17 protein-coding genes, 1 tRNA gene and 2 pseudogenes are annotated in these 20,363 nt (G+C 53.4%); 16 read left to right on the top strand and 4 right to left on the bottom strand.

Translation table 11 applies throughout. The features are described 5' to 3' along the window. Window positions 1–159: 159 nt before the first annotated feature. Window positions 160–1,461 (bottom strand): valine--pyruvate transaminase, encoded by a 1,302-nt coding sequence (locus IGQ16_RS03630; RefSeq protein ID WP_024124788.1) that lies wholly within the window; start codon window positions 1,459–1,461, stop codon window positions 160–162. Window positions 1,462–1,606: 145 nt separating this feature from the next. Between IGQ16_RS03630 and IGQ16_RS03635 the strand changes: the two genes are divergently transcribed. From IGQ16_RS03635 to uvrC, 11 genes are all read left to right on the top strand, one after another. Continuing rightward, the gene (locus IGQ16_RS03635; RefSeq protein WP_297060287.1) at window positions 1,607–2,893 is read left to right on the top strand and encodes an efflux RND transporter periplasmic adaptor subunit; all 1,287 of its coding nucleotides are present in this window, start codon (window positions 1,607–1,609) and stop codon (window positions 2,891–2,893) included. Window positions 2,894–2,896: 3 nt separating this feature from the next. Next, window positions 2,897–3,322 carry a VOC family protein gene (locus IGQ16_RS03640; RefSeq protein ID WP_024124790.1) on the top strand — a complete coding sequence of 142 codons (426 nt, stop codon included), beginning with the start codon at window positions 2,897–2,899 and terminating at the stop codon, window positions 3,320–3,322. A gap of 55 nt (window positions 3,323–3,377) precedes the next feature. Next, window positions 3,378–4,871 (top strand): leucyl aminopeptidase, encoded by a 1,494-nt coding sequence (locus tag IGQ16_RS03645; RefSeq protein WP_024124791.1) that lies wholly within the window; start codon window positions 3,378–3,380, stop codon window positions 4,869–4,871. A gap of 7 nt (window positions 4,872–4,878) precedes the next feature. Next, complete coding sequence (locus IGQ16_RS03650) at window positions 4,879–5,607, top strand: 16S rRNA (uracil(1498)-N(3))-methyltransferase (RefSeq protein ID WP_041429090.1); 729 nt, start codon at window positions 4,879–4,881, stop codon at window positions 5,605–5,607. Between the two features lie 56 nt (window positions 5,608–5,663). Beyond that, window positions 5,664–6,068 (top strand): 30S ribosomal protein S12, encoded by a 405-nt coding sequence (rpsL, locus tag IGQ16_RS03655; protein ID WP_011057584.1) that lies wholly within the window; start codon window positions 5,664–5,666, stop codon window positions 6,066–6,068. A 69-nt stretch (window positions 6,069–6,137) separates the two neighbouring features. After that, entirely contained in the window at window positions 6,138–6,608 is a 471-nt protein-coding gene (gene rpsG / locus IGQ16_RS03660; protein WP_024124792.1) for a 30S ribosomal protein S7, read from the top strand. Between the two features lie 74 nt (window positions 6,609–6,682). Then, a complete protein-coding gene (fusA, locus tag IGQ16_RS03665) occupies window positions 6,683–8,758 on the top strand; it encodes an elongation factor G (protein ID WP_297060289.1) in 2,076 nt (691 codons plus the stop codon). A 17-nt stretch (window positions 8,759–8,775) separates the two neighbouring features. Beyond that, a complete protein-coding gene (gene tuf, locus IGQ16_RS03670) occupies window positions 8,776–10,005 on the top strand; it encodes an elongation factor Tu (RefSeq protein WP_024124794.1) in 1,230 nt (409 codons plus the stop codon). A 101-nt stretch (window positions 10,006–10,106) separates the two neighbouring features. Then, the gene (gene rpsJ, locus IGQ16_RS03675) at window positions 10,107–10,421 is read left to right on the top strand and encodes a 30S ribosomal protein S10 (protein ID WP_024124795.1); all 315 of its coding nucleotides are present in this window, start codon (window positions 10,107–10,109) and stop codon (window positions 10,419–10,421) included. Between the two features lie 30 nt (window positions 10,422–10,451). Continuing rightward, window positions 10,452–12,227, top strand: coding sequence for a M61 family metallopeptidase (locus IGQ16_RS03680; protein ID WP_297060292.1), 1,776 nt, complete (start codon window positions 10,452–10,454; stop codon window positions 12,225–12,227). A gap of 12 nt (window positions 12,228–12,239) precedes the next feature. Further along, on the top strand, window positions 12,240–14,120 hold the full coding sequence (gene uvrC / locus IGQ16_RS03685; RefSeq protein WP_297060294.1) for an excinuclease ABC subunit UvrC: 1,881 nt from the start codon (window positions 12,240–12,242) through the stop codon (window positions 14,118–14,120). A gap of 55 nt (window positions 14,121–14,175) precedes the next feature. Here uvrC and IGQ16_RS03690 read toward each other — a convergent pair. The 3 genes and pseudogenes from IGQ16_RS03690 to IGQ16_RS11720 all read right to left on the bottom strand — a co-directional run bounded on the left by IGQ16_RS03690 (window position 14,176) and on the right by IGQ16_RS11720 (window position 15,409). After that, window positions 14,176–14,247, bottom strand: a tRNA-Gly gene (locus IGQ16_RS03690). Between the two features lie 147 nt (window positions 14,248–14,394). Continuing rightward, window positions 14,395–14,625 (bottom strand): annotated as a pseudogene (locus tag IGQ16_RS11715) (hypothetical protein). Between the two features lie 398 nt (window positions 14,626–15,023). Then, a pseudogene (locus IGQ16_RS11720) lies at window positions 15,024–15,409 on the bottom strand (YnfA family protein). Here IGQ16_RS11720 and IGQ16_RS03710 point away from each other — a divergent pair. The 5 genes from IGQ16_RS03710 (at window position 15,410) to IGQ16_RS03730 (ending at window position 20,348) form a co-directional block, all read left to right on the top strand. Then, window positions 15,410–16,417 (top strand): succinate dehydrogenase/fumarate reductase iron-sulfur subunit, encoded by a 1,008-nt coding sequence (locus tag IGQ16_RS03710; protein ID WP_297060297.1) that lies wholly within the window; start codon window positions 15,410–15,412, stop codon window positions 16,415–16,417. 53 nt (window positions 16,418–16,470) lie between these two features. Further along, window positions 16,471–16,629 carry a chlorophyll a/b-binding protein gene (locus IGQ16_RS03715; RefSeq protein ID WP_024124800.1) on the top strand — a complete coding sequence of 53 codons (159 nt, stop codon included), beginning with the start codon at window positions 16,471–16,473 and terminating at the stop codon, window positions 16,627–16,629. A 3-nt stretch (window positions 16,630–16,632) separates the two neighbouring features. Beyond that, window positions 16,633–17,706: an ABC transporter ATP-binding protein gene (locus tag IGQ16_RS03720; RefSeq protein ID WP_024124801.1), complete on the top strand. Its 1,074-nt coding sequence runs from the start codon at window positions 16,633–16,635 to the stop codon at window positions 17,704–17,706. A 94-nt stretch (window positions 17,707–17,800) separates the two neighbouring features. Continuing rightward, a complete protein-coding gene (sds, locus tag IGQ16_RS03725; protein WP_011057594.1) occupies window positions 17,801–18,772 on the top strand; it encodes a solanesyl diphosphate synthase in 972 nt (323 codons plus the stop codon). Window positions 18,773–19,058: 286 nt separating this feature from the next. Then, on the top strand, window positions 19,059–20,348 hold the full coding sequence (locus IGQ16_RS03730; protein ID WP_297039842.1) for an LCP family protein: 1,290 nt from the start codon (window positions 19,059–19,061) through the stop codon (window positions 20,346–20,348). Window positions 20,349–20,363: the final 15 nt, after the last annotated feature.

A 20,363-nucleotide genomic window follows, 5' to 3' on the forward strand; every position in this document is an offset into this window, starting at 1 on the left:
ATTGGCAAACTTACCTCAACCAGAAACAGCAAGACACTGCCCAGCATAGGCTAAGCGCCACCCCTTGCCCAGGGGTTGAATGTTACCCCAGAAGATTTAAGGGGATCTAGGGATAAGTTATTGGCCCATCAGTGCTATAACGACACGATAAAAAGACAACTACGCCAACATCTCAGAGTAGAAACAGTTAGGAGATGCTTGGTAAACCTGGGTAATGGTGGCGGCCAGTCGTTGCATGCCAAGGGCAATTTCCTCATTACTGGCGGTGAGACTAATGCGTAAGCACTCCTGTTTGTGGCGCCACGGCTCCGTTAAGCCGGGGAAAAAGGAACTGCCGGGAACAACAATCACACCTGCTCGTTTCAAGTGTTGATACAATTCCCAATCCGTCATGGGTAAATCCCGTAGCCACAACCACGCAAAAATCGCCCCTTCACCGCGATGCAAAAACCAAGGAATGTCGTTGGGTAAAGCACTGCGTAGGGCGTCTTCGAGAATTGTAAACTTGCGCTGATAGAAGGGGCGAATGACATTGACAGACACTTCGGCGAGGGCACCGTTGGCAATGGCTAAAGCGGCGATCGCCTGACCGTAGCGGGAGGCATGAATGCAGGCATTGGTTTGAAAGGCTTCAAGGACACTCAAAATCTCGCGATCGCCAATGGCAATCCCCACCCGTTCCCCCGGCAGCCCTGCTTTTGAAAGGCTGAGGCAGTGGACAATGTTCCCGCCAAAAACGGGCGCTAGTTCGGTAAAATTCAAACTGGGGTAGGGTGGCCCATAGGCAGCATCAATCAGCACCGGCACGCCATAGGGCACAGCCAAATCGGCAATTTGGCGCACCTCTAGGTCTGTGAGTACATTTCCCGTTGGATTGCAGGGACGGGAGAAGATTACACAGCCCGTGGTGTCGTCAATGTGCAGTTGTTGAAAGTCTGGACGATACTTAAAGGTGTGATCCGCTTCAAAAACCTCAAGGCGCGGACGATAGGCAACAACGGTATTGGGGGTAAGGCTGACGCCACCGTAGCCTGTGTATTCGGGACTTAAAGGAAGAACGACTTTCTTTAATTGACCGTTGGCGCTCAAGCCCCCAAAGGCATTGGCAGCAAAGAAGTAGAGGGCCTGACTGCCGGGGGTGACAAGGACGTTGCGCTCCGTCAGGTTCAAACCATAGCGGCGATTAAAATCATCGACAACAGCAGCAATCAACGGTTCATACCCTTGGCTGGCACCATAGCGGCAGACCACTTGGCCAAATTCTGGGCTGGCCATCAGTTCGTGGGTACAGTCACGCCACAGTTGCTCGACCTCAGGGAGAATGAGGGGGTTGCCTGCACTCAGGTTAATGAGGTCTTGGCCGCGATTCAGGCGCAGCGTCTCGATAATATCCTTCATGATTGCCCGGACTCCCGTCAGTTGGGACATTTGCTGGCCAATCTGGGAGAGTGCAGGATTCATAGGCAAAGGACATAGACAGTATTGGTTAGGATAGCATCTGCGCTTCTATTCAGGGACAGATAGAACCAATAGACACGGTCAATGCTGCTCTGCGGTAGGTCACTGTAACATAACGTTAGAATAGGTCAAGAACTGTAAGGGATTCATGGCAGCCTTTATCCCCTTCGTCGGCAAAGCTTCATCCCCGGGGCGATCGCTCGTGATTGGGGTGATTGCCGCGGGCCTAGTGGGCGGTGCTGGACTATTTCTCTGGCGATCGCGCCAAACGCCCCTTGACCTAGATCGCTACACCGTCTCCGTTCAAGACAGTCGCGATTTAGTTGCTCGCATCGCGGCCACGGGCAAAGTAGTGCCTGTGCAAACTGTCAATATCAGTCCAAAGCGAGCGGGTCTTTTGGCAGAACTGTACGTCGAACAGGGGGATCGGGTGAAAGCGGGTCAAATCATTGCCCGTATGGACAACCGCGATGAACAAGCGCAACTCGCCCAAGCCCAAGCCAACCTAGCGGACGCCATTGCCCGTCGCGATCGCATCGTTGCCGGGAACCGGGCTGAGGAAATTGCCCAAGCCGCAGCCCAAGTGCGAGCCGCCACCACCCGCGCTCAATTGGCAGAAGAACGCCTGAAACGCAATGAATTCTTGGCGGCGGAGGGGGCGATTCCCCGCGATACCTTGGATGAACTAAGAGCGAATCGCGATAGTGCGATCGCCAACCTCAATGAAGCCCAAAAGCGTTTGCAACTCTTACAGCGTGGCTCCCGCAGTGAAGACATCCGTCAAGCAGAAGCCGCAGTGGCTGCCGCCCAAGCCCAAGTCCAAGCCGCCCGTGCTGCCCTCGAAGATACCGTGATTCGTGCTCCTTTTACGGGGATCATTACCCAAAAGTACGCCAATCCAGGAGCCTTTGTAACCCCCACCACCACAGCCTCGGCGACAACCTCTGCCACTTCCACCTCCATTGTGGCGATCGCTGAGGGGTTAGAAATTCTTGCCGAAGTACCAGAAGTGGATATTGGCCAAGTGCTCGTGGGGCAACCCGTTGAAATCCGTGCCGATGCCTATCCAGGGGAAACCTTTCAAGGGCGGGTGCGGCTAGTAGCTCCCGAGGCAGTGGTGGAGCAAAATGTCACCTTCTTTCAGGTGCGGGTTTCCTTGGTGACAGGGCTAGAAAAGCTGCGTTCTGGGATGAATGTGGACTTAGATTTTCTGGGGCAAAAAATTAACAACGCTCTCTTGGTACCCACAGTGGCTATTGCCGTTGAACGGGGCCAAACGGGTGTTTATGTGGTGGGTGCAGACAAACGACCAAAATTCCGCCCCGTCACCATTGGCAGTAGCTGGCAAGATCAAACCCAAATTATCCGTGGTGTCAGTGTCGGTGAGCGCGTCTTTATTGACTTTCCTGAGCGGCTACGTCCGAAACAGGAGTAGCCTATGGCCTTCCACCATGTTTCAATTCGCACAGCCAATATCCAGCGGGCGATCGCCTTCTATGAATGCCTAGGCTTCACGATGGAGGTCCGCTTTACCACGGGCTATACCCTCGCCTGTTGGCTCAAGGGCTGGCACACCCGCCTTGAGCTTCTGCAAGTCCCTCAACCGAAGCCGGCGGCGGATTCCTTCCACGATGAGCACTACGTCGGCTACTACCATCTTTCCTTTGATCTCAGTGACCATCCTGACCCCCTTGAAACATGGCTCAATCAGGTGGGAGAAACCCTAAAGGCCCAGAGTTTACCCTTTCAGCTATTGCTGAAGCCAACTCAGCAAGTGATTGGTTCATCCCTTTATCACGTCGCCTTTATCCGCGATTGTGATGGCTTGCCCCTTGAATTTTTGCAGTGTCTGGGTTCCTGCTGAGGCCTAAGCGCCGATAAAATAAGGGGGCTGAGAGATTTTTGGGTCGTAGATAGGCATGCAACTGCAAACGGTTACTACAGCAATTCCCGACTGGTCGGGGGATTTACTGGCGATCGCTGTGTTTCAAACGGAAGGCACCCTCACCCTCACCGACCCCTACACGACCCTCGATCAACGCCTCAATGGCCTATTGCAGGAACTCATCAACGAAGGGGAATTTCAAGGTAAGTCTGGTACCTCCCTCCTGATGCGCCTATTACCCAACTTTCCCCTTAAAAAACTCCTGCTTGTTGGCCTTGGCAATCGCGAAGAATTTAACTTAGAAGCCCTCCGTCGCACTGGCGCCACCATTGCCCGCACTGCCCGCCGTGAACGCGCAAAAACCCTAGGCATAGCACTGCCCCATGAAACTTTAGAGGCGGCTGATGCCGCCCAAGCCGTTGCCGAAGGGGTTATCCTTGCCCTCCACAGTGATGTCCGCTTCAAGACTGACCCGGAAGCGCGCAAACTCTTACCCTATCCAGAAGTCGTGACCCTTTTAGGGCTAGGGGAACAAACTGCCGCCTTGACCCGGGCGCAGCGGATTTGCGATGGCGTGATTCTGGCGCGGGAACTGGTGAACGCCCCTGCCAATGAAGTGACTCCCGTCACCCTTGCAGAAACTGCTCAGCAACTGGCAGCCACCTATGGCCTGAGAGCCAAAATTTTGGAGCGCGATGAATGTGCTGCCCTTGGCATGGGTGCCTTTTTGGGCGTGGCCCAAGCCTCTGATTTGCCGCCAAAATTTATTCACCTTACCTACACTCCCCTCGGCAACGTACAGAAGAAAATTGCCCTCATTGGCAAGGGGTTAACGTTTGATTCCGGCGGCCTCAACCTCAAAACCCAAGGGGGCATTGAAACCATGAAAATGGACATGGGGGGAGCTGCAGCCGTTTTGGGAACGGCCAAGGTCATCGGTCAACTCAAACCCGCTGGCATTGAAGTCCACTTTATTATTGCTGCCACTGAAAACATGATTAGTGGCCGGGCGCTGCATCCGGGGGATATTCTCACCGCCTCCAACGGTAAAACCATCGAGGTCAACAACACCGATGCTGAAGGCCGCCTCACCCTTGCTGATGCCCTTGTCTATGCCGAAAAACTGGGCGTAGATGCGATTGTGGATTTAGCCACCCTGACAGGTGCCTGTATTGTTGCCCTGGGAGACAATATTGCCGGTCTTTGGAGCAATAACGCCGAATTAGCCCAGGCGCTGCAAAAGGCCAGCGATCGCTGCGGGGAAAAATTCTGGCAAATGCCCCTTGAAAATAAATACTTTGAGGCCATGAAGTCCCAAGTGGCTGACATGAAAAACACGGGCCCGCGCTCGGCAGGGTCAATTACTGCCGCCCTATTCCTTCAGCAATTTGTCGACCATACCCCTTGGGCACACCTTGACATTGCTGGACCAGTCTGGACGGAAAAAGAAGATGGCTACAACAATCCCTGTGGAACTGGCTACCCCGTGCGCACCCTGGTGGAGTGGCTATGCAGTCTCAGTGCCTAGGAACTAAATGCGATCGCCCCAACGGCTCATTGTTAAAGGTAGCCAAATTCTAGATCAGTGCGTTACCTTGACTGCCGAGCAGCAGCATTATCTATACCATGTGTTGCGTCTCAAAGGGGGAGATGAACTCTGGATTCTTGACGGTCAGGGTCAGCGGTGGCTTGGAGAACTCCAAGGGCACACCGTCAAGCTGTTACGCCCTGATTGCCGTGAGACGGAACTGTCCACTGAGATTATTCTCTGTCTGGCTCTACTCAAGGCAGCGAACTTTGAGCAGGTGTTGCAACAGGCAACGGAATTGGGAGTCAAGCACATTGTGCCCATTCAAACAGCGCGATCGCTCCTGCAACCCAGTATCAATAAATACCAGCGCTGGCAGCGCATTCTCCAAGAGGCCGCCGAGCAAAGTGAGCGTCTTTATGTGCCTACCCTCAGTGAGCCCCTGTCGGTTGCCGAAATGGTCAGTCTCACCCCCAAGGGCTACATTGCAAGTTTAAGTGCCCCGCAACTCCTGTGGAATTGCTTGCCCCAGATGAATCTTTCTGGGCCCATTTATCTAGCGATCGGGCCAGAGGGCGGATGGACAGCCTCGGAACTAGAGCAGGTCTTAGTTGCTGGGTGGCAAGCATTTTCCTTGGGTCGGCGTACCCTGAGAGCCGTCACCGCCGCGATCGCCAGCCTGAGTGTGGTGAGCCATTATGCTGAGAGACACTGCGTCAGCCCACAACAGCATTGACAACACAACAGCCACCTCGATACACTAGAGTTTCGGTGAAATTAACGTAAGCCCCAATGCCCACCATCCAGCAACTGATCCGCCAAGAGCGGGAACTGTTGAAAAGAAAAACAAAATCTCCTGCCCTCAAAGGCTGCCCTCAACGGCGTGGGGTATGCACACGGGTCTACACAACAACGCCCAAAAAGCCCAATTCTGCCCTGCGCAAAGTGGCACGGGTACGCCTGACCTCTGGCTTTGAGGTGACCGCTTACATTCCGGGAATTGGCCACAACTTACAGGAGCACTCCGTGGTCATGATTCGCGGCGGTCGTGTTAAAGATTTGCCCGGTGTGCGCTACCACATTATTCGTGGCACGCTGGATACTGCCGGTGTCAAAGATCGCAAGCAAGGTCGCTCCAAATATGGAGCCAAGCGTCCCAAGCCCGGTGAAGCTGCTGCTACCGGTAAGAAAAAATAATTTCCGTTCTCTTCCATCTTCTTGAGTCCATCCTTGAAACCTTAAACTTCACTAGAAAACAAAGCACCTATGTCTCGTCGCACTCGCGCTCAAAAACGGCCTACTGCCCCTGATCCGGTTTATAACAACGTGCTGGTGAATATGTTGATCCAGCGGGTCATGCGCAATGGCAAAAAATCCCTTGCCAGCCGCATTGTCTATGACGCAATGAAAACCGTCCAAGAGCGCACTGGTGAGGACGCCGTGCAAGTTTTTGAGCGTGCAGTAAAAAATGCAACGCCCTTAGTGGAGGTCAAAGCCCGTCGTGTGGGGGGTGCCACCTACCAAGTCCCGATGGAAGTTCGTCCCGATCGCGGGGTTTCCTTGGCCTTGCGCTGGTTAGTGCAATTTTCCCGCAAACGAGCCGGTCGGTCGATGTCAGCTAAGCTGGCCAATGAATTGATGGATGCTGCCAACGAAACAGGCAGCACCATCCGCAAACGGGAAGAAACCCACAAAATGGCAGAAGCCAACAAGGCCTTCGCCCACTATCGCTACTAAACCGTCACACGATCCAAGAGTTGGATACAATTACTTAAGAATTCTAACGTAATGCAACAAACAAGGAGGTAGCTGTGGCACGGACGACCCCGCTAGAGCGAGTGCGAAATATCGGGATTGCCGCTCACATTGATGCGGGCAAAACAACCACAACTGAACGTATTCTGTTCTATTCCGGTGTGGTGCACAAAATTGGTGAAGTGCACGAGGGTACCACGGTTACCGACTGGATGGAACAGGAGCGAGAGCGGGGCATCACCATTACAGCAGCCGCCATTAGTACCTCCTGGAAAGAACACCAAATCAACATTATTGACACCCCCGGCCACGTGGACTTCACGATTGAAGTGGAGCGCTCTATGCGCGTTCTCGATGGGGTGATTGCGGTATTCTGCTCCGTTGGTGGTGTGCAGCCCCAATCAGAAACCGTGTGGCGGCAAGCCGATCGCTACAGCGTCCCGCGCATCGTCTTTGTCAACAAGATGGATCGCACGGGGGCAAACTTCTACAAAGTCTATGACCAGATTCGCGATCGCCTGCGGGCGAATGCCGTGCCGATTCAGTTGCCCATTGGTGCCGAAGATCAGTTCAAGGGCATCGTTGATCTGGTGCGGATGCGCGCCAAAATCTACAAAGACGACCTTGGCAAGGAAATCGAAGACACTGAAATTCCTGCCGAAATGACTGAACTGGCGCAGGAGTATCGCACCAAGCTTATCGAGGCTGTTGCCGAAACCGACGACGCCCTCATGGAAAAATACTTTGAGGGGGAAGAGCTCACAGAAGAGGAAATCCGCGCCGCCCTACGCAAAGGGACGATCGCTGGCACCATTGTGCCCATGCTCTGCGGTTCCGCCTTCAAAAACAAAGGTGTGCAACTGCTCCTTGATGCCGTTGTAGATTATCTGCCCTCTCCCATTGATATTCCTGCTATTAAAGGTCACCTCCCCGACGGCACGGAAGTGGAGCGGGCTGCCGATGACGATCAACCCCTGGCAGCACTAGCTTTCAAGATTATGTCGGATCCCTATGGCCGCCTTACCTTCGTACGCGTTTATTCTGGCGTTCTGAAAAAAGGCAGCTATGTGCTCAATGCCACCAAAGGCAAGAAGGAACGCATTTCTCGTCTGATCGTGCTTAAGGCCGATGAACGGATCGAGGTAGATGAACTGCGAGCCGGCGATCTAGGAGCTGCCTTAGGTCTCAAAGAAACCTTCACAGGGGATACCCTCTGCGATGAAAGCTCGCCCGTGATTCTGGAGTCGCTGTACATTCCAGAGCCAGTCATTTCCGTGGCTGTGGAACCCAAAACTAAGCAGGACATGGAAAAACTCTCCAAAGCCCTGCAAGCCCTCTCTGAGGAAGACCCCACCTTCCGCGTCAGCGTTGATCCTGAAACGAACCAAACCGTGATTGCCGGAATGGGAGAGCTGCACCTCGAGATTCTTGTGGATCGGATGCAGCGGGAGTTCAAAGTGGAAGCCAATGTTGGCCAACCCCAAGTGGCCTACCGCGAAACCATTCGCAAGCCCGTCCGGGCCGAAGGCAAGTTTATCCGTCAAAGTGGCGGTAAAGGCCAGTATGGTCACGTTGTTATTGAAGTAGAACCGGCTGAACCCGGTACCGGGTTTGAATTTGTCTCCAAAATTGTTGGTGGTGTCGTACCCAAGGAGTACATTCCACCCGCTGAGCAGGGGATGAAGGAAGCCTGTGAATCGGGGATTTTGGCAGGGTACCCAGTGATTGACCTCAAAGTCACACTAGTGGATGGCTCCTACCACGAGGTTGACTCCTCAGAAATGGCCTTCAAAATTGCTGGCTCCATGGCCATTAAAGAGGCCGTGATGAAAGCCAATCCGGTACTGCTGGAGCCAATGATGAAGGTTGAGGTCGAGGTTCCAGAAGAATTCCTTGGGACAGTGATGGGAGACCTAATTGCCCGTCGCGGTCAAATCGAGGGACAAACCGTGGAAAATGGCATTGCCAAAGTGACGGCAAAAGTCCCTCTCGAACGGATGTTTGGTTATGCCACTGACATTCGCTCGAATACCCAAGGTCGGGGAATTTTCTCGATGGAATTTAGCCATTACGAGGAAGTCCCCCGTAATGTGGCTGAGGCGATCATTGCCAAAAATAAAGGGAACGCATAGTCTATACGAGGAACAACATGGCACGCGCTAAATTTGAACGAACCAAACCCCACGTTAACGTTGGTACGATTGGTCACGTTGACCACGGTAAAACAACCCTAACCGCGGCTATCACAATGGTATTGGCTGCCCAGGGGAAAGCCCAGGCTCGCAAATATGACGAAATTGATGCTGCGCCTGAGGAAAAAGCCCGTGGCATTACCATTAACACTGCCCACGTGGAGTATGAGACAGAAAAACGCCACTATGCCCATGTGGATTGCCCCGGCCACGCTGACTATGTGAAAAACATGATCACCGGTGCTGCCCAAATGGACGGCGCCATTCTGGTGGTGGCCGCAACCGACGGTGCAATGCCCCAAACCAAAGAGCACATTCTCTTGGCACGTCAGGTGGGTGTGCCCAGCATCGTTGTCTTCCTGAACAAAGTGGACATGGTAGATGACGAAGAACTGCTGGAGCTGGTGGAACTAGAACTGCGGGAACTGCTCAATGAGTATGAATTCCCCGGTGACGAAGTGCCCATCATCCGTGGTTCGGGTCTGAAGGCCCTCGAAGCCATGACCGCCAATCCGAAAACCCAGCGCGGCGAAAATGAGTGGGTGGATAAAATCTACGAGCTAATGGATGCTGTGGATAGCTACATTCCTACCCCTGAGCGGGATGTGGATAAACCCTTCCTGATGGCCGTAGAAGATGTGTTCTCTATTACTGGTCGCGGTACGGTGGCCACCGGTCGGATTGAACGGGGTCGCATTAAGCTTAATGAAACCGTTGAACTTGTTGGCCTGCGGGAAACTCGGACAACGACGGTCACCGGTATTGAAATGTTCAAGAAGAGCCTCGAAGAAGGGATTGCCGGTGACAACGCCGGTTTGCTGCTGCGGGGTTTGAAAAAAGAGGATGTGGAACGGGGGATGGTGATTGCCAAGCCCGGTTCTATTACGCCCCACACCAAGTTTGAAGGTGAAGTGTACGTGCTCACTGAAAAAGAGGGTGGCCGCAAAACCCCCTTCTTTGCCGGTTATCGTCCTCAGTTCTATGTGCGTACCACTGATGTGACTGGCACGATTACCTCCTTCACTGCGGACGATGGTAGTGCTCCTGAAATGGTGATGCCCGGTGACCGTATCAAAATGACCGTGGAACTGATCCAGCCCATTGCCATTGAGCAGGGGATGCGCTTTGCGATCCGTGAAGGCGGTCGTACCATTGGTGCGGGGGTTGTCTCCAAAATCATTGAGTAGTTGATGCTTGAGGCCGTTAGCCCGCTTGTGGGGTTAGCGGTCTTTTTTTGTCTTAATTTTTGTTTGGTGTTTTTGAACCTTGACAAGTAAGGAAGATTCCTATGGCTGCTTTACAACAGAAAATTCGTATTCGCCTTAAGGCCTTTGATCACCGATTGCTCGATACCTCCTGCGATCGCATTGTGGAGACTGCGAAAAGAACCGGTGCTTCCCCGGTAGGTCCGATTCCCCTACCTACACGCCGTCGAATTTATTGCGTCCTGCGATCGCCCCACGTGGACAAGGACTCACGGGAGCATTTTGAAACCCGTACCCACTGCCGTATTCTCGATATTTACCAACCTTCGCCGAAAACAATTGATGCCCTGATGAAGTTGGACTTGCCGGCGGGCGTGGATATTGAAGTGAAATTGTAAGCCTCGCCAAAGTTCACTACACTGAGGGATATGACGCATACGATCATCCATCCCTCCCCCTCTAGGTCTTCTTTTCAGCCCCCTGCCATGGCCTACCGCATTAACTGCCAGCAGGGGCAGACGCATCTTTTATGGGTGACGCTGCGGCTAACGGCACCCCAAACCGATGTCCTTGATCTGCATTTACCGGTGTGGACGCCTGGATCCTACCTCGTGCGCGAATATGCGCGGCATCTTCAGGACTTTACGGTGGGGACTGCCGATGGCATCCCCCTTGAGTGGTGGAAGTGTGCTAAGAATCGGTGGCAGGTGGCCTGCACGCCGGGTCTAGAACTTGAAGTGCGCTATGCCATCTATGCCCACGAACTCTCGGTACGCACGAACCATGTTGATGGGAGCCACGCCTATTTCAATCCAGGAGCGGTCTGCCTCTATGCGCCGGAGTATCGCGATCAGCCGCTTACCATCACGATTGAAGCACCACCAAACTGGCGGGTGACAACTCCCCTTGAGGTCTGGGGTGAGGATGGCTACACCTTTTGGGCTGCCAATTACGATCGCCTTGTGGATAGCCCCTTTGAGGTGGGTACCCATGGGATTTACACCTTTGAGGTGGACGGTAAACCCCATGAATTGGCGGTGTGGGGCAAGGGAAATTTTGATCCAAAGCGGGCGATCGCTGACATACAGCGAATTATTGAGACGGCGGCTAGTCTTTTTGGCGGACTGCCCTACGATCGCTATGTCTTTATTTTGCACCTTACCCACAAAGGGTATGGTGGTCTTGAGCATTTGAATAGCTGCTCGTTAATTTTTCATCGTTTTGGCTTTCAGCAGGCAGAGCACTATTGTCGTTTTCTCTGTTTAGTGGCTCACGAGTTTTTTCATCTCTGGAATGTCAAACGCATCCGTCCTCAAGCCTTCGAGGTCTTTGACTACGACAGTGAGAATTACACCACCAGCCTCTGGTTTGTCGAGGGGGTGACCAGTTATTTTGACCAGCTCATTCCCCTGTGGGCGGGGCTATTTGATGCACAGACCTATCTGAAACTGCTGAGCGACAGCCTCAATCGCTATTTCCACACACCGGGCCGCTTTGTCCAATCCCTGAGTGCCGCTAGTTTTGATGCTTGGATTAAGCTCTATCGTCCCGATGAAAATAGCATTAATTCCCAGATGTCCTACTACCTCAAAGGGGAGTTGGTGGCCCTACTGCTGGATTTGCGGATTCGCTTGAACTTTAATCACCAGCGATCGCTCCTTGATGTCCTGCGGCGGCTGTGGCAGCAGTATTGTGAAACGGGTCAAGGCTATACCCCCGATGAGTTGTGGGAAACAATTGAAACTGTTGCCGATGAAAACCTCAGCACCTGGCGCGAGCAATTCATTGAAGGAACGGTGGAGCTTCCCCTTCAGGAGTGGCTGACCAAAGTCGGGCTGGAACTGGTTCCCCAAGACGCACTGCCCTATACGGGACTTCAGTTTCAGCAGGAACATGGTTCTCTTCAAATCAAGGCCGTCCTGCGCGACTCCCCCGCCGAACAGGCAGGCTTAGGGGCTGGGGATGAAATCATTGCCCTCAATGGTTGGCGCGTCAAGGCAGAAGACTGGTCAGAGCAATTGCGGGAATACACAGCGGGAGAGATAATTCATCTGACATGGTTCCATGATCAGCAATTGCAGTCAGGGGATTTGATTTTGGGAGAACCCCAACCCCAGTATCGGTTGCAGTGTCGAGCCGATGCCACGCCGAGCCAGCGGGCACATCTGGAAGCCTGGTTGGGAGCAACCGCTACTCAGCTCTAGGGAAGTAGCCGCATGCTTCAGCCCTTAATTCAAGATCGCGATCGCTTGGAACAGGTCCTGCGGCAGTTGCCTTTGGCACCGGGGGTCTATTTCCTTAAGGATAAGACGGATCAAATTCTTTACATTGGCAAGTCCAAACGCCTGCGATCGCGGGTGCGTTCCTATTTTCGTGAACCCGCTCAACTGGGACCCCGCCTTGAGCTAATGGTCTATCAGGTGGCAGATATTGAGTTCATTGTCACCGATACGGAAGCGGAGGCGCTGGCTCTGGAAGCCAATTTAATCAAGCAGCATCAGCCCCACTTCAACGTTCTCCTCAAGGATGACAAGAAATACCCCTACGTTTGTATTACGTGGTCCGAACCCTATCCCCGTATTTTCATTACTCGCAAACGCCAATTTGGCAATGGGGGTGATCCCCGCAGTGATTCTGCCAAGGATCGCTACTATGGCCCCTATGTGGATAGCTTTCGCCTGCGCCAAACGCTAGCCCTGGTGAAGCGGCTTTTTCCGCTGCGGCAACGTCCCCGCCCCCTGTTTAGGGATCGCCCTTGCCTCAACTATGATATTGGGCGCTGTCCGGGGGTCTGCCAAGGTCTGATTTCTCCCCAAGAGTATCGGCAAACGCTACAAAGGGTAGCGATGATCTTTCAGGGACGCACAGGGGAACTGGTAGCACAGTTGCAGGCACAAATGGCACAAGCGGCAGCGGATCTCAATTTTGAATTGGCAGCCCGACTGCGAGATCAAATTCGCGGCCTGGAACATTTAGGCGTGGATCAAAAAGTTTCATTGCCTGATGACACTGTCTCTCGAGATGCCATTGCCCTTGCGGTGGGCGATCGCCACGCAGCCATCCAACTGTTTCAAATTCGCGCTGGTCGCTTGGTGGGGCGTTTAGCTTTCGTCGCCGATGCCCAAAGTGGCAGTGCCGGCACAATTTTGCAGCGGGTTCTTGAAGAGCACTATGCCCAAGTGGAGGATGTAGAAATTCCCAGTGAAATTTTGTTACAGCATCCCCTCCCCGAACCAGATTTCCTACGCAGGTACCTCAGTGAAAAGAAAGGTTGCGCTGTTAGCCTCACCGTCCCCCAACGGCAGGCAAAAGCAGAACTCATTGCCATGGTGCAACGAAATGCAGAATTAGAATTGGCACGGCTACAACAGGCTAGCGATCGCACCCAAACTGCCCTTGAAGATTTAGCCCAGCTCCTTGGCCTTGACACCCTGCCCCACCGCATTGAGGGCTACGACATTTCCCACATTCAAGGGTCTGACGCGGTGGCCTCACAGGTTGTCTTTATTGATGGCCTGCCTGCCAAGCAGCACTATCGCCACTACAACATCCGCAACCCCGAGGTAAAGCTTGGGCACTCCGACGACTTCGCCAGTCTTGCTGAGATTCTACGCCGCCGCTTTGCCCCCTACCTTGAGGGCAAGGGTGACCCCCTCGATGATTGGCCCGATGTGATCCTCATTGATGGCGGCAAGGGACAACTGTCCGCTGTGGTTCAGGTTTTGGAGCCACTCTTGGGCGATCTCACCCTTCTTAGCTTGGCTAAACAGCGGGAGGAGATTTTCCTACCCCACCACCGCCAACCTCTCCCCACAGATCCAGAGCAGCCAGGGGTGCAATTACTGCGCCGCGTGCGGGATGAGGCCCATCGCTTTGCCCTTAACTTCCACCGTCAGAAACGTGCCCAACGCCAACGGCGATCGTACCTCGACCAAATCCCCGGCTTAGGCTACCAACGTCAAAAGGAACTCCTCGCCACCTTTCGCTCCATTGACTATATCCGTATGGCCACCCCTGAACAGTTGGCACAGGTGAACGGGGTCGGCCCCCGCCTGGCGGAAAGAATTTACCGCTATTTTCATGCGGATACTGATTAGGGAAAAGCGAGCCGTTGGCCAGTTTTCCAAGGAGGAAGTTGCTTGCGACCTTAAGAGCGGGTAACGCGATTCGAACGCGCGACATCAACCTTGGCAAGGTTGCGCTCTACCACTGAGCTATACCCGCAACAGATTTTTAGTTTAAAAAATCAGGAGGCGTCTTGTCAAGCCCCATCAAAGTTACTACCCAATACATCCTTAAAAAGAGGGGATCACGCTGTGTTTGCCCCCCCGAGTTGTTGGTTTGCTGGTTAGGCCCCCTGCGCAGAGGAGTTCAGCAGCCCTCTGGACCAAAAAACTGTGGGCGTAGAGCACTTCGGCATCGTAGATGTAGGCAATGCCTGCATAGTCGTTGAAAAACTTGACTGCAACCCGATCCACAATTTTTTTCAGCCATTTCGCGGGTCTGGGTGAGTACCTCAAGCTTGACGTTGGCTTGGGTAGGGGAAATGTGGGGTTGAGCAGGGGAGCGCATATTGCGACGCCCTTTGGGGCCAGTTTCCATCACAGTGGAGCCGGTTATCCCCGCCTCTTTAATGACTTTAATAATTTGGAATGATTTGGACAATTTTTTTCAGGTGAACTTATAGATTAGATGGCATCAGAAATCTGGCGTTGACTGCCCAGAGCCCCCATGACTATGCCACCCGGCAAGAAACCAAGGGTGGGCGACTGTAATTACCTGACACAATCCTCCGAAACTGACCGAGAAAAGCCACAGTATTACTCCTCCTTAACCATCATGTGCTCATGTGCTGTCCAGCGGGCTGTACAGGCTGAAGTTGATAGAAGCTTATTGGGCGATCGCCCCCGCTGCATCCGTTGGTCTTTGATAAATATTACTTTCGAATAAATTAGATTAAGTCCAGCTTACAGAACAATTTTGGGGCGATCGCGATGCCGTCAATGGTTTCTTGGCGCATACATGATAATCAGCGTTCCTAGGAGGGCAACCCCGGCACCGAGCAGATCAAACTTATCGGGGCGCACTTTATCAATTCCCCAACTCCAGAACATAGCCACCAGCAGGAAAATGCCACTATAGGCGGCTTGAACACGACCGAAATGCGCGGGTTGAAGCGTCGGTACCATGCCATAGATAAAAAGTAGGGTTGCCCCCCTAAGGCATACCAAATGCTTTTATGCTCTCGTAGCCAGAGCCACACAAAATAGGCTCCCCCAAGCTCGAGGAGACCTGTGATGAAAAAGTAAATTAGGGATTTTGCAACTTTTATCATCACCGCAGTGCTTAGTATAGACTGGAAACTAGATTGGGCCAACACCAGCATATGACAATTCAGTTGAGGATTCGTCGCCAAGCGCCCGACAAGGGCGCCTATTGGCAAACCTTTGAACTAGAGATTGATCCTTCCCTGACGATCCTGGATGCCCTCATTCAAATCAAGGAATACCAAGATGGCACTCTTAGCTTTCGCAAAAATTGTCGCAACACCATCTGCGGCAGTTGCGCGATGACGATTAATGGTCGTTCTGCCCTTGCCTGTCAGCAAAGTATTCTTGCCGAGCTAGCCAACAGCCCTGTGCCCAACCAAATTGCGATCGCCCCTTTGGGGAATTTGCCTGTCCTCAAAGACCTTGTCGTAGACATGAGCAATTTTTGGCAAAAACTTTCAGCCGTCAATCCTTATGTGAGTGCAGCGTCACGGCAAGTACCTGAGCGGGAGTTTCTCCAATCCCCCAGCGATCGCGCCAAGCTCAACGCCGCCGGCAACTGTATCCTCTGTGGCGCCTGCTACGGTGCCTGCAATGCCGTGGAAGTGAATCCCGCCTTTGTCGGTCCCCATGCCCTTGCCAAGGCCGCTCGCCTTGTGGCTGATACCCGCGATAGCGAAACTGAGCAACGCCTAGACAAATACAACACCGCTAGCAGTGGCGTGTGGGGCTGTACCCGCTGTTTTAATTGCAATACGGTGTGCCCTGTGGGCGTGCAACCCCTTGATCGCATTAGTGAGATCAAGCAGGCGATCCTCGCACGCTCAACCCCAGCATCCCGCAATCAAGACCGTCCTTTGCGTCATCGTCAAGTGCTCTTGGAATTGGTGAAAAGAGGCGGCTGGGTGGATGAGCGGCAATTTGGCCTACGGGTGGTGGGCAATGGTCTGCGGGATGTCGTTGGAGTTATGAGCCTTATCCCTTTAGGGTGGCGGTTATTGCGGCGCGGCAAGTTTCCGCTGCGGTTTGAAAAGTCTGCCGGTCAAGCACAAATCAAGGCGGTCATCACAGCCTTACAGCAGAAACAAACCTATCCTAAAATAAAAGACCCAAAAAGGGGATGAAATGCTCAGGACCCTATGCCAATCTAAAGAAGTGGTTTTGCATTCCTAACACCATGAGTGAACCGACGCCCGATGATTTGACCCCCCAATTTGGCTGGTCGCGCTATGCAGAGCTGATCAATGGCCGCTTTGCGATGATTGGCTTTATCGCCCTGCTCGTGCTCGAGTGGGTGACTGGTCAAGATTTCTTTACGTGGCTGGGCTTGCGATAGGTTGTGACGGCAACACTGCGCCTAGAGGGAGTCACGCGACGATTTGCGCCGGGGGTGGAGATCGGCCCCCTATCTTTAACGGTACCGGCAGGGGAGTTTTGGGTGATTGTTGGGCCTTCTGGTTGTGGTAAATCCACCCTATTGCGGCTCATTGCCGGCTTGGAGCAACCCACTAGCGGCGACATCTATATTGGGGAGACCTGTGTCAATGGCCGCAGTGGGCGCGATCGCGATGTGGCCATGGTCTTTCAGAACTATGCCCTCTATCCCCACATGACCGTGGCCGAAAACCTTGGCTTTGGTCTGAAAATGCGCGGTGTTGATCCGACAACACGGCAGCAGCGAGTACTGCAAGTGGCAAAGCTACTGGGGATCGAGTCCCTGTTGCAGCGTAAACCACGTCAACTTTCTGGTGGTCAGCAGCAGCGGGTGGCCCTAGGACGAGCCTTGGCGCGATCGCCCCAAGTGTTTTTGCTCGATGAACCCCTCTCTAACCTCGATGCTCAATTGCGGGAGCAAACCCGTGCTGAACTGAAACAATTGCATCAACAACTGGGCATTACCACCCTCTACGTCACCCACGATCAGGTGGAGGCCATGACCCTTGGCGATCGCATCGTGGTGCTGGACCGCGGCCAAATTCAGCAAATTGGCACCCCTGCTGAGCTCTATGGCAGACCGGCTAATACAATGGTGGCGCGATTTTTTGGCACGCCACCGATGAATTTACTGCCCGCTCGCTGGGATGGCCGCCGTCTTTGGATCGCGCAGCAGTCCTTGTCCTGTCCCCATACCCCCCATTGGCCGCTGAACAATGAACAGAGCCTCACCATAGGCATTCGCCCAGAGCATTTGCATCTCGGCGAGCAGGGTTTGGGGGCGATCGCCACCCTCGTTGAACCCCTAGGCCGCGAAGCCATTGTCCGCTGTCGCCTCATGGATAGTGCTCAGGAACTGCTGTGGCTAGCCCCCAGTCACCAAATCCCTCAAAGGGGTGACCCTCTCCAGTTGCAGGTCAGCCATCTTTATCTGTTTGATTCCACGACCGGGGCGGCTCTCAATTCTAAGGCTTCCTGAAAATTCATCGGAACCCTTACCCAAGATTGGAGGGTTCGCTTAGAATACAACTAGGATTCTGTAAAATTTCGTAACTTATGCGGCCAGCCCGTCCATGACTTCGGTAACCTCTCTTTTTTCACCTGTCGAAGCGGATCTCTGTGTACTCACGGAGAACCTGAAGGCACTAATTGGAGCCCAACACGCCGTACTCTCTGCTGCCGCCGAACATCTTTTTGCCGCCAGTGGCAAGCGCATCCGACCTGCCATTGTCTTTTTGGTGTCGCGAGCCACACTCCCCGATCAGGGGATTACCCCCCGGCACTGCCGCTTGGCAGAAATTACGGAAATGATTCATACTGCCAGTCTCTTTCACGATGATGTGGTGGATCAAGCGCAACTGCGGCGCGGTGTGCCCACGGTCAACAGCGTCTTTGGCAATCGGGTGGCCATTCAAGCCGGAGACTTTCTCTTTGCCCAAGCCTCTTGGTACCTAGCGGATTTGGATAACCTGCAAGTGGTGAAGCTCCTCTCCCAAGTCATCAAGGACTTTGCTGAAGGGGAAATTCGCCAAGGCTTTAACCGCTTTGACACCAGCATTACCCTAGATGACTATCTGCTGAAAACCTACTACAAGACAGCCTCCCTCATTGCCAACAGTGCCAAGGCCGCCGCGGTTCTCAGTGAAGCGCCCCCAGAAACCATCGAAGCCATGTACACCTACGGCAAAAATTTGGGCTTGGCCTTTCAAATCGTGGATGACATCCTCGACTTCACCCGCTCAACGGCAGAACTAGGGAAACCTGCGGGCTCGGATCTGCGGGATGGCAACCTAACGGCGCCTGTCCTTTTTGCCCTACCCAAAGCCCCCTACCTGCACACCCTCATCGAGCGCGAGTTTAGTGAAGAAGGTGATCTGGAAACCGCCCTCAACCTTGTGCGCCAAAGTGGTGCGATTGAAGATGCCCGCAATTTAGCCAAGGAATATGCCCAAGCGGCTCTACCGGCGCTTGAAGTGCTTCCGCCGTCGGAACCCCGTCAGGCCCTTAGCCAATTGACGGATTATGTCCTTGAACGGCTCTACTAAGCTGACAGTGGAACAATTGCCAATTAACCAATTCCCAGCGCATAAATTTCAGGGACTGATCGAAAAGCAAAAACAAGCCCTCCTTGGGACAGTCCAAGACAGTCCAATAGGTAGTCCAATAGGTATAAGTGCGGGATCAGTAATCAATCCCCTACACTGGAGATAGGGGTTGCGTCCACCCGACTGTCCCACGATTCGTTTTTGTTTTGGGAGTGAATTTGTGGCACGAGGCGTTAAACAACGGAAACCAGTAAGTTCTCTTGGGGGTGGTCGGGGAAGTCAAAGCGTGTATCAAAAAAGCAGGGGTCAGCGATCGCATCCTTCGCCGTGGCGTACCCTAGGTTGGATTGCTGCCTTTAGTGGTGTGTCCCTGGTGTCAGCTTTTGCGGGCATGACGTTTGTTTTGATGTCACCCTTTCAGGGGACCAGCCATCGTCGGGATCTCTCTTGGCTGGAAATGATGGCACGGGGGTTCCAGTATGGCATGAGTCGGCCAGTGAACCTCTTGGTGCTGGGGGTGGATAACGTCTTGGATGCCCCCGAAGGCTCCGCGGCACGGTTCCGTGGTCGCACTGACACGATGCTGCTGACGCGGTTTAACCCTGAAAATGGCACGATTACGGTCTTGAGTATTCCCCGTGATACTCGTGTGGAAATACCCGGCTATGGTACCGGCAAAATTAACGCCGCCAATGTCTATGGGGATGTGGAGCTAACGGTGCGGGTGGTGAGTGAAACCCTCAACTATACCCCCATTGATCGCTACATTCGCATTGATACACAGGCATTTCGAGAACTGGTGGATCTGGTGGGGGGTGTTGAGGTCAATGTGCCTAAGCGGATGGCTTATACCGATCACACCCAAAAGCTCTACATTGATTTACAACCGGGGCTGCAAACCCTGAACGGGGAGCAAGCAGAGGGCTTTGTTCGCTTTCGTTACGATGAACTGGGGGATATTGGTCGTGCCCAGCGGCAGCAGATGCTGATCAAGGCGCTACAGAAGAAACTGGCCAATCCCGTCATGGTGACCCAGCTACCAAAAATCTATGGCGTCCTCCAAAAATATGTGGATACGGATTTAACCTTTGCCGAACTGATGGCGATCGCCCAGTTTAGTCTGCGCATTCCACCGGAGAATCTCCGCTTGATTTTGCTGCCGGGACACTTTAGTGGTGATGGCTATGAGGCGAGCTACTGGCTCCCTGACTATGACCGCATTGATCGGGTCATTGCCGCGCACTTTCGGGATCGCCCCTCAAAAGCGGTTGACCCTACGTGGAAGGAAACGGGTACGTTGCGCATTGCCCTGCAAAACGCCTCTGGCAGTCGTGAGGCTGCCCGAGATATGGCCGATTTCCTTGCCCATTACGGCTATACCAATGTGGTGATTGCTGAAGACTGGTACCAGGAAAGCCCAGAAACAGAGATTATTGCCCAACAGGGTGATCTTAGAGCTGCCGAAACCCTCCGCTCTACTCTTGGCATGGGATATGTCTCTGCCAATTCCACTGGCGTTCTTTCCTCCGACATCACCATTCGCATTGGCCGCGACTGGGCAGCCGTCTTACACTAAGTGACTCTTACACTA

Source organism: Thermosynechococcus sp. M3746_W2019_013, assembly GCF_015296045.1.
In the GTDB taxonomy this organism is placed as follows: domain Bacteria; phylum Cyanobacteriota; class Cyanobacteriia; order Thermosynechococcales; family Thermosynechococcaceae; genus Thermosynechococcus.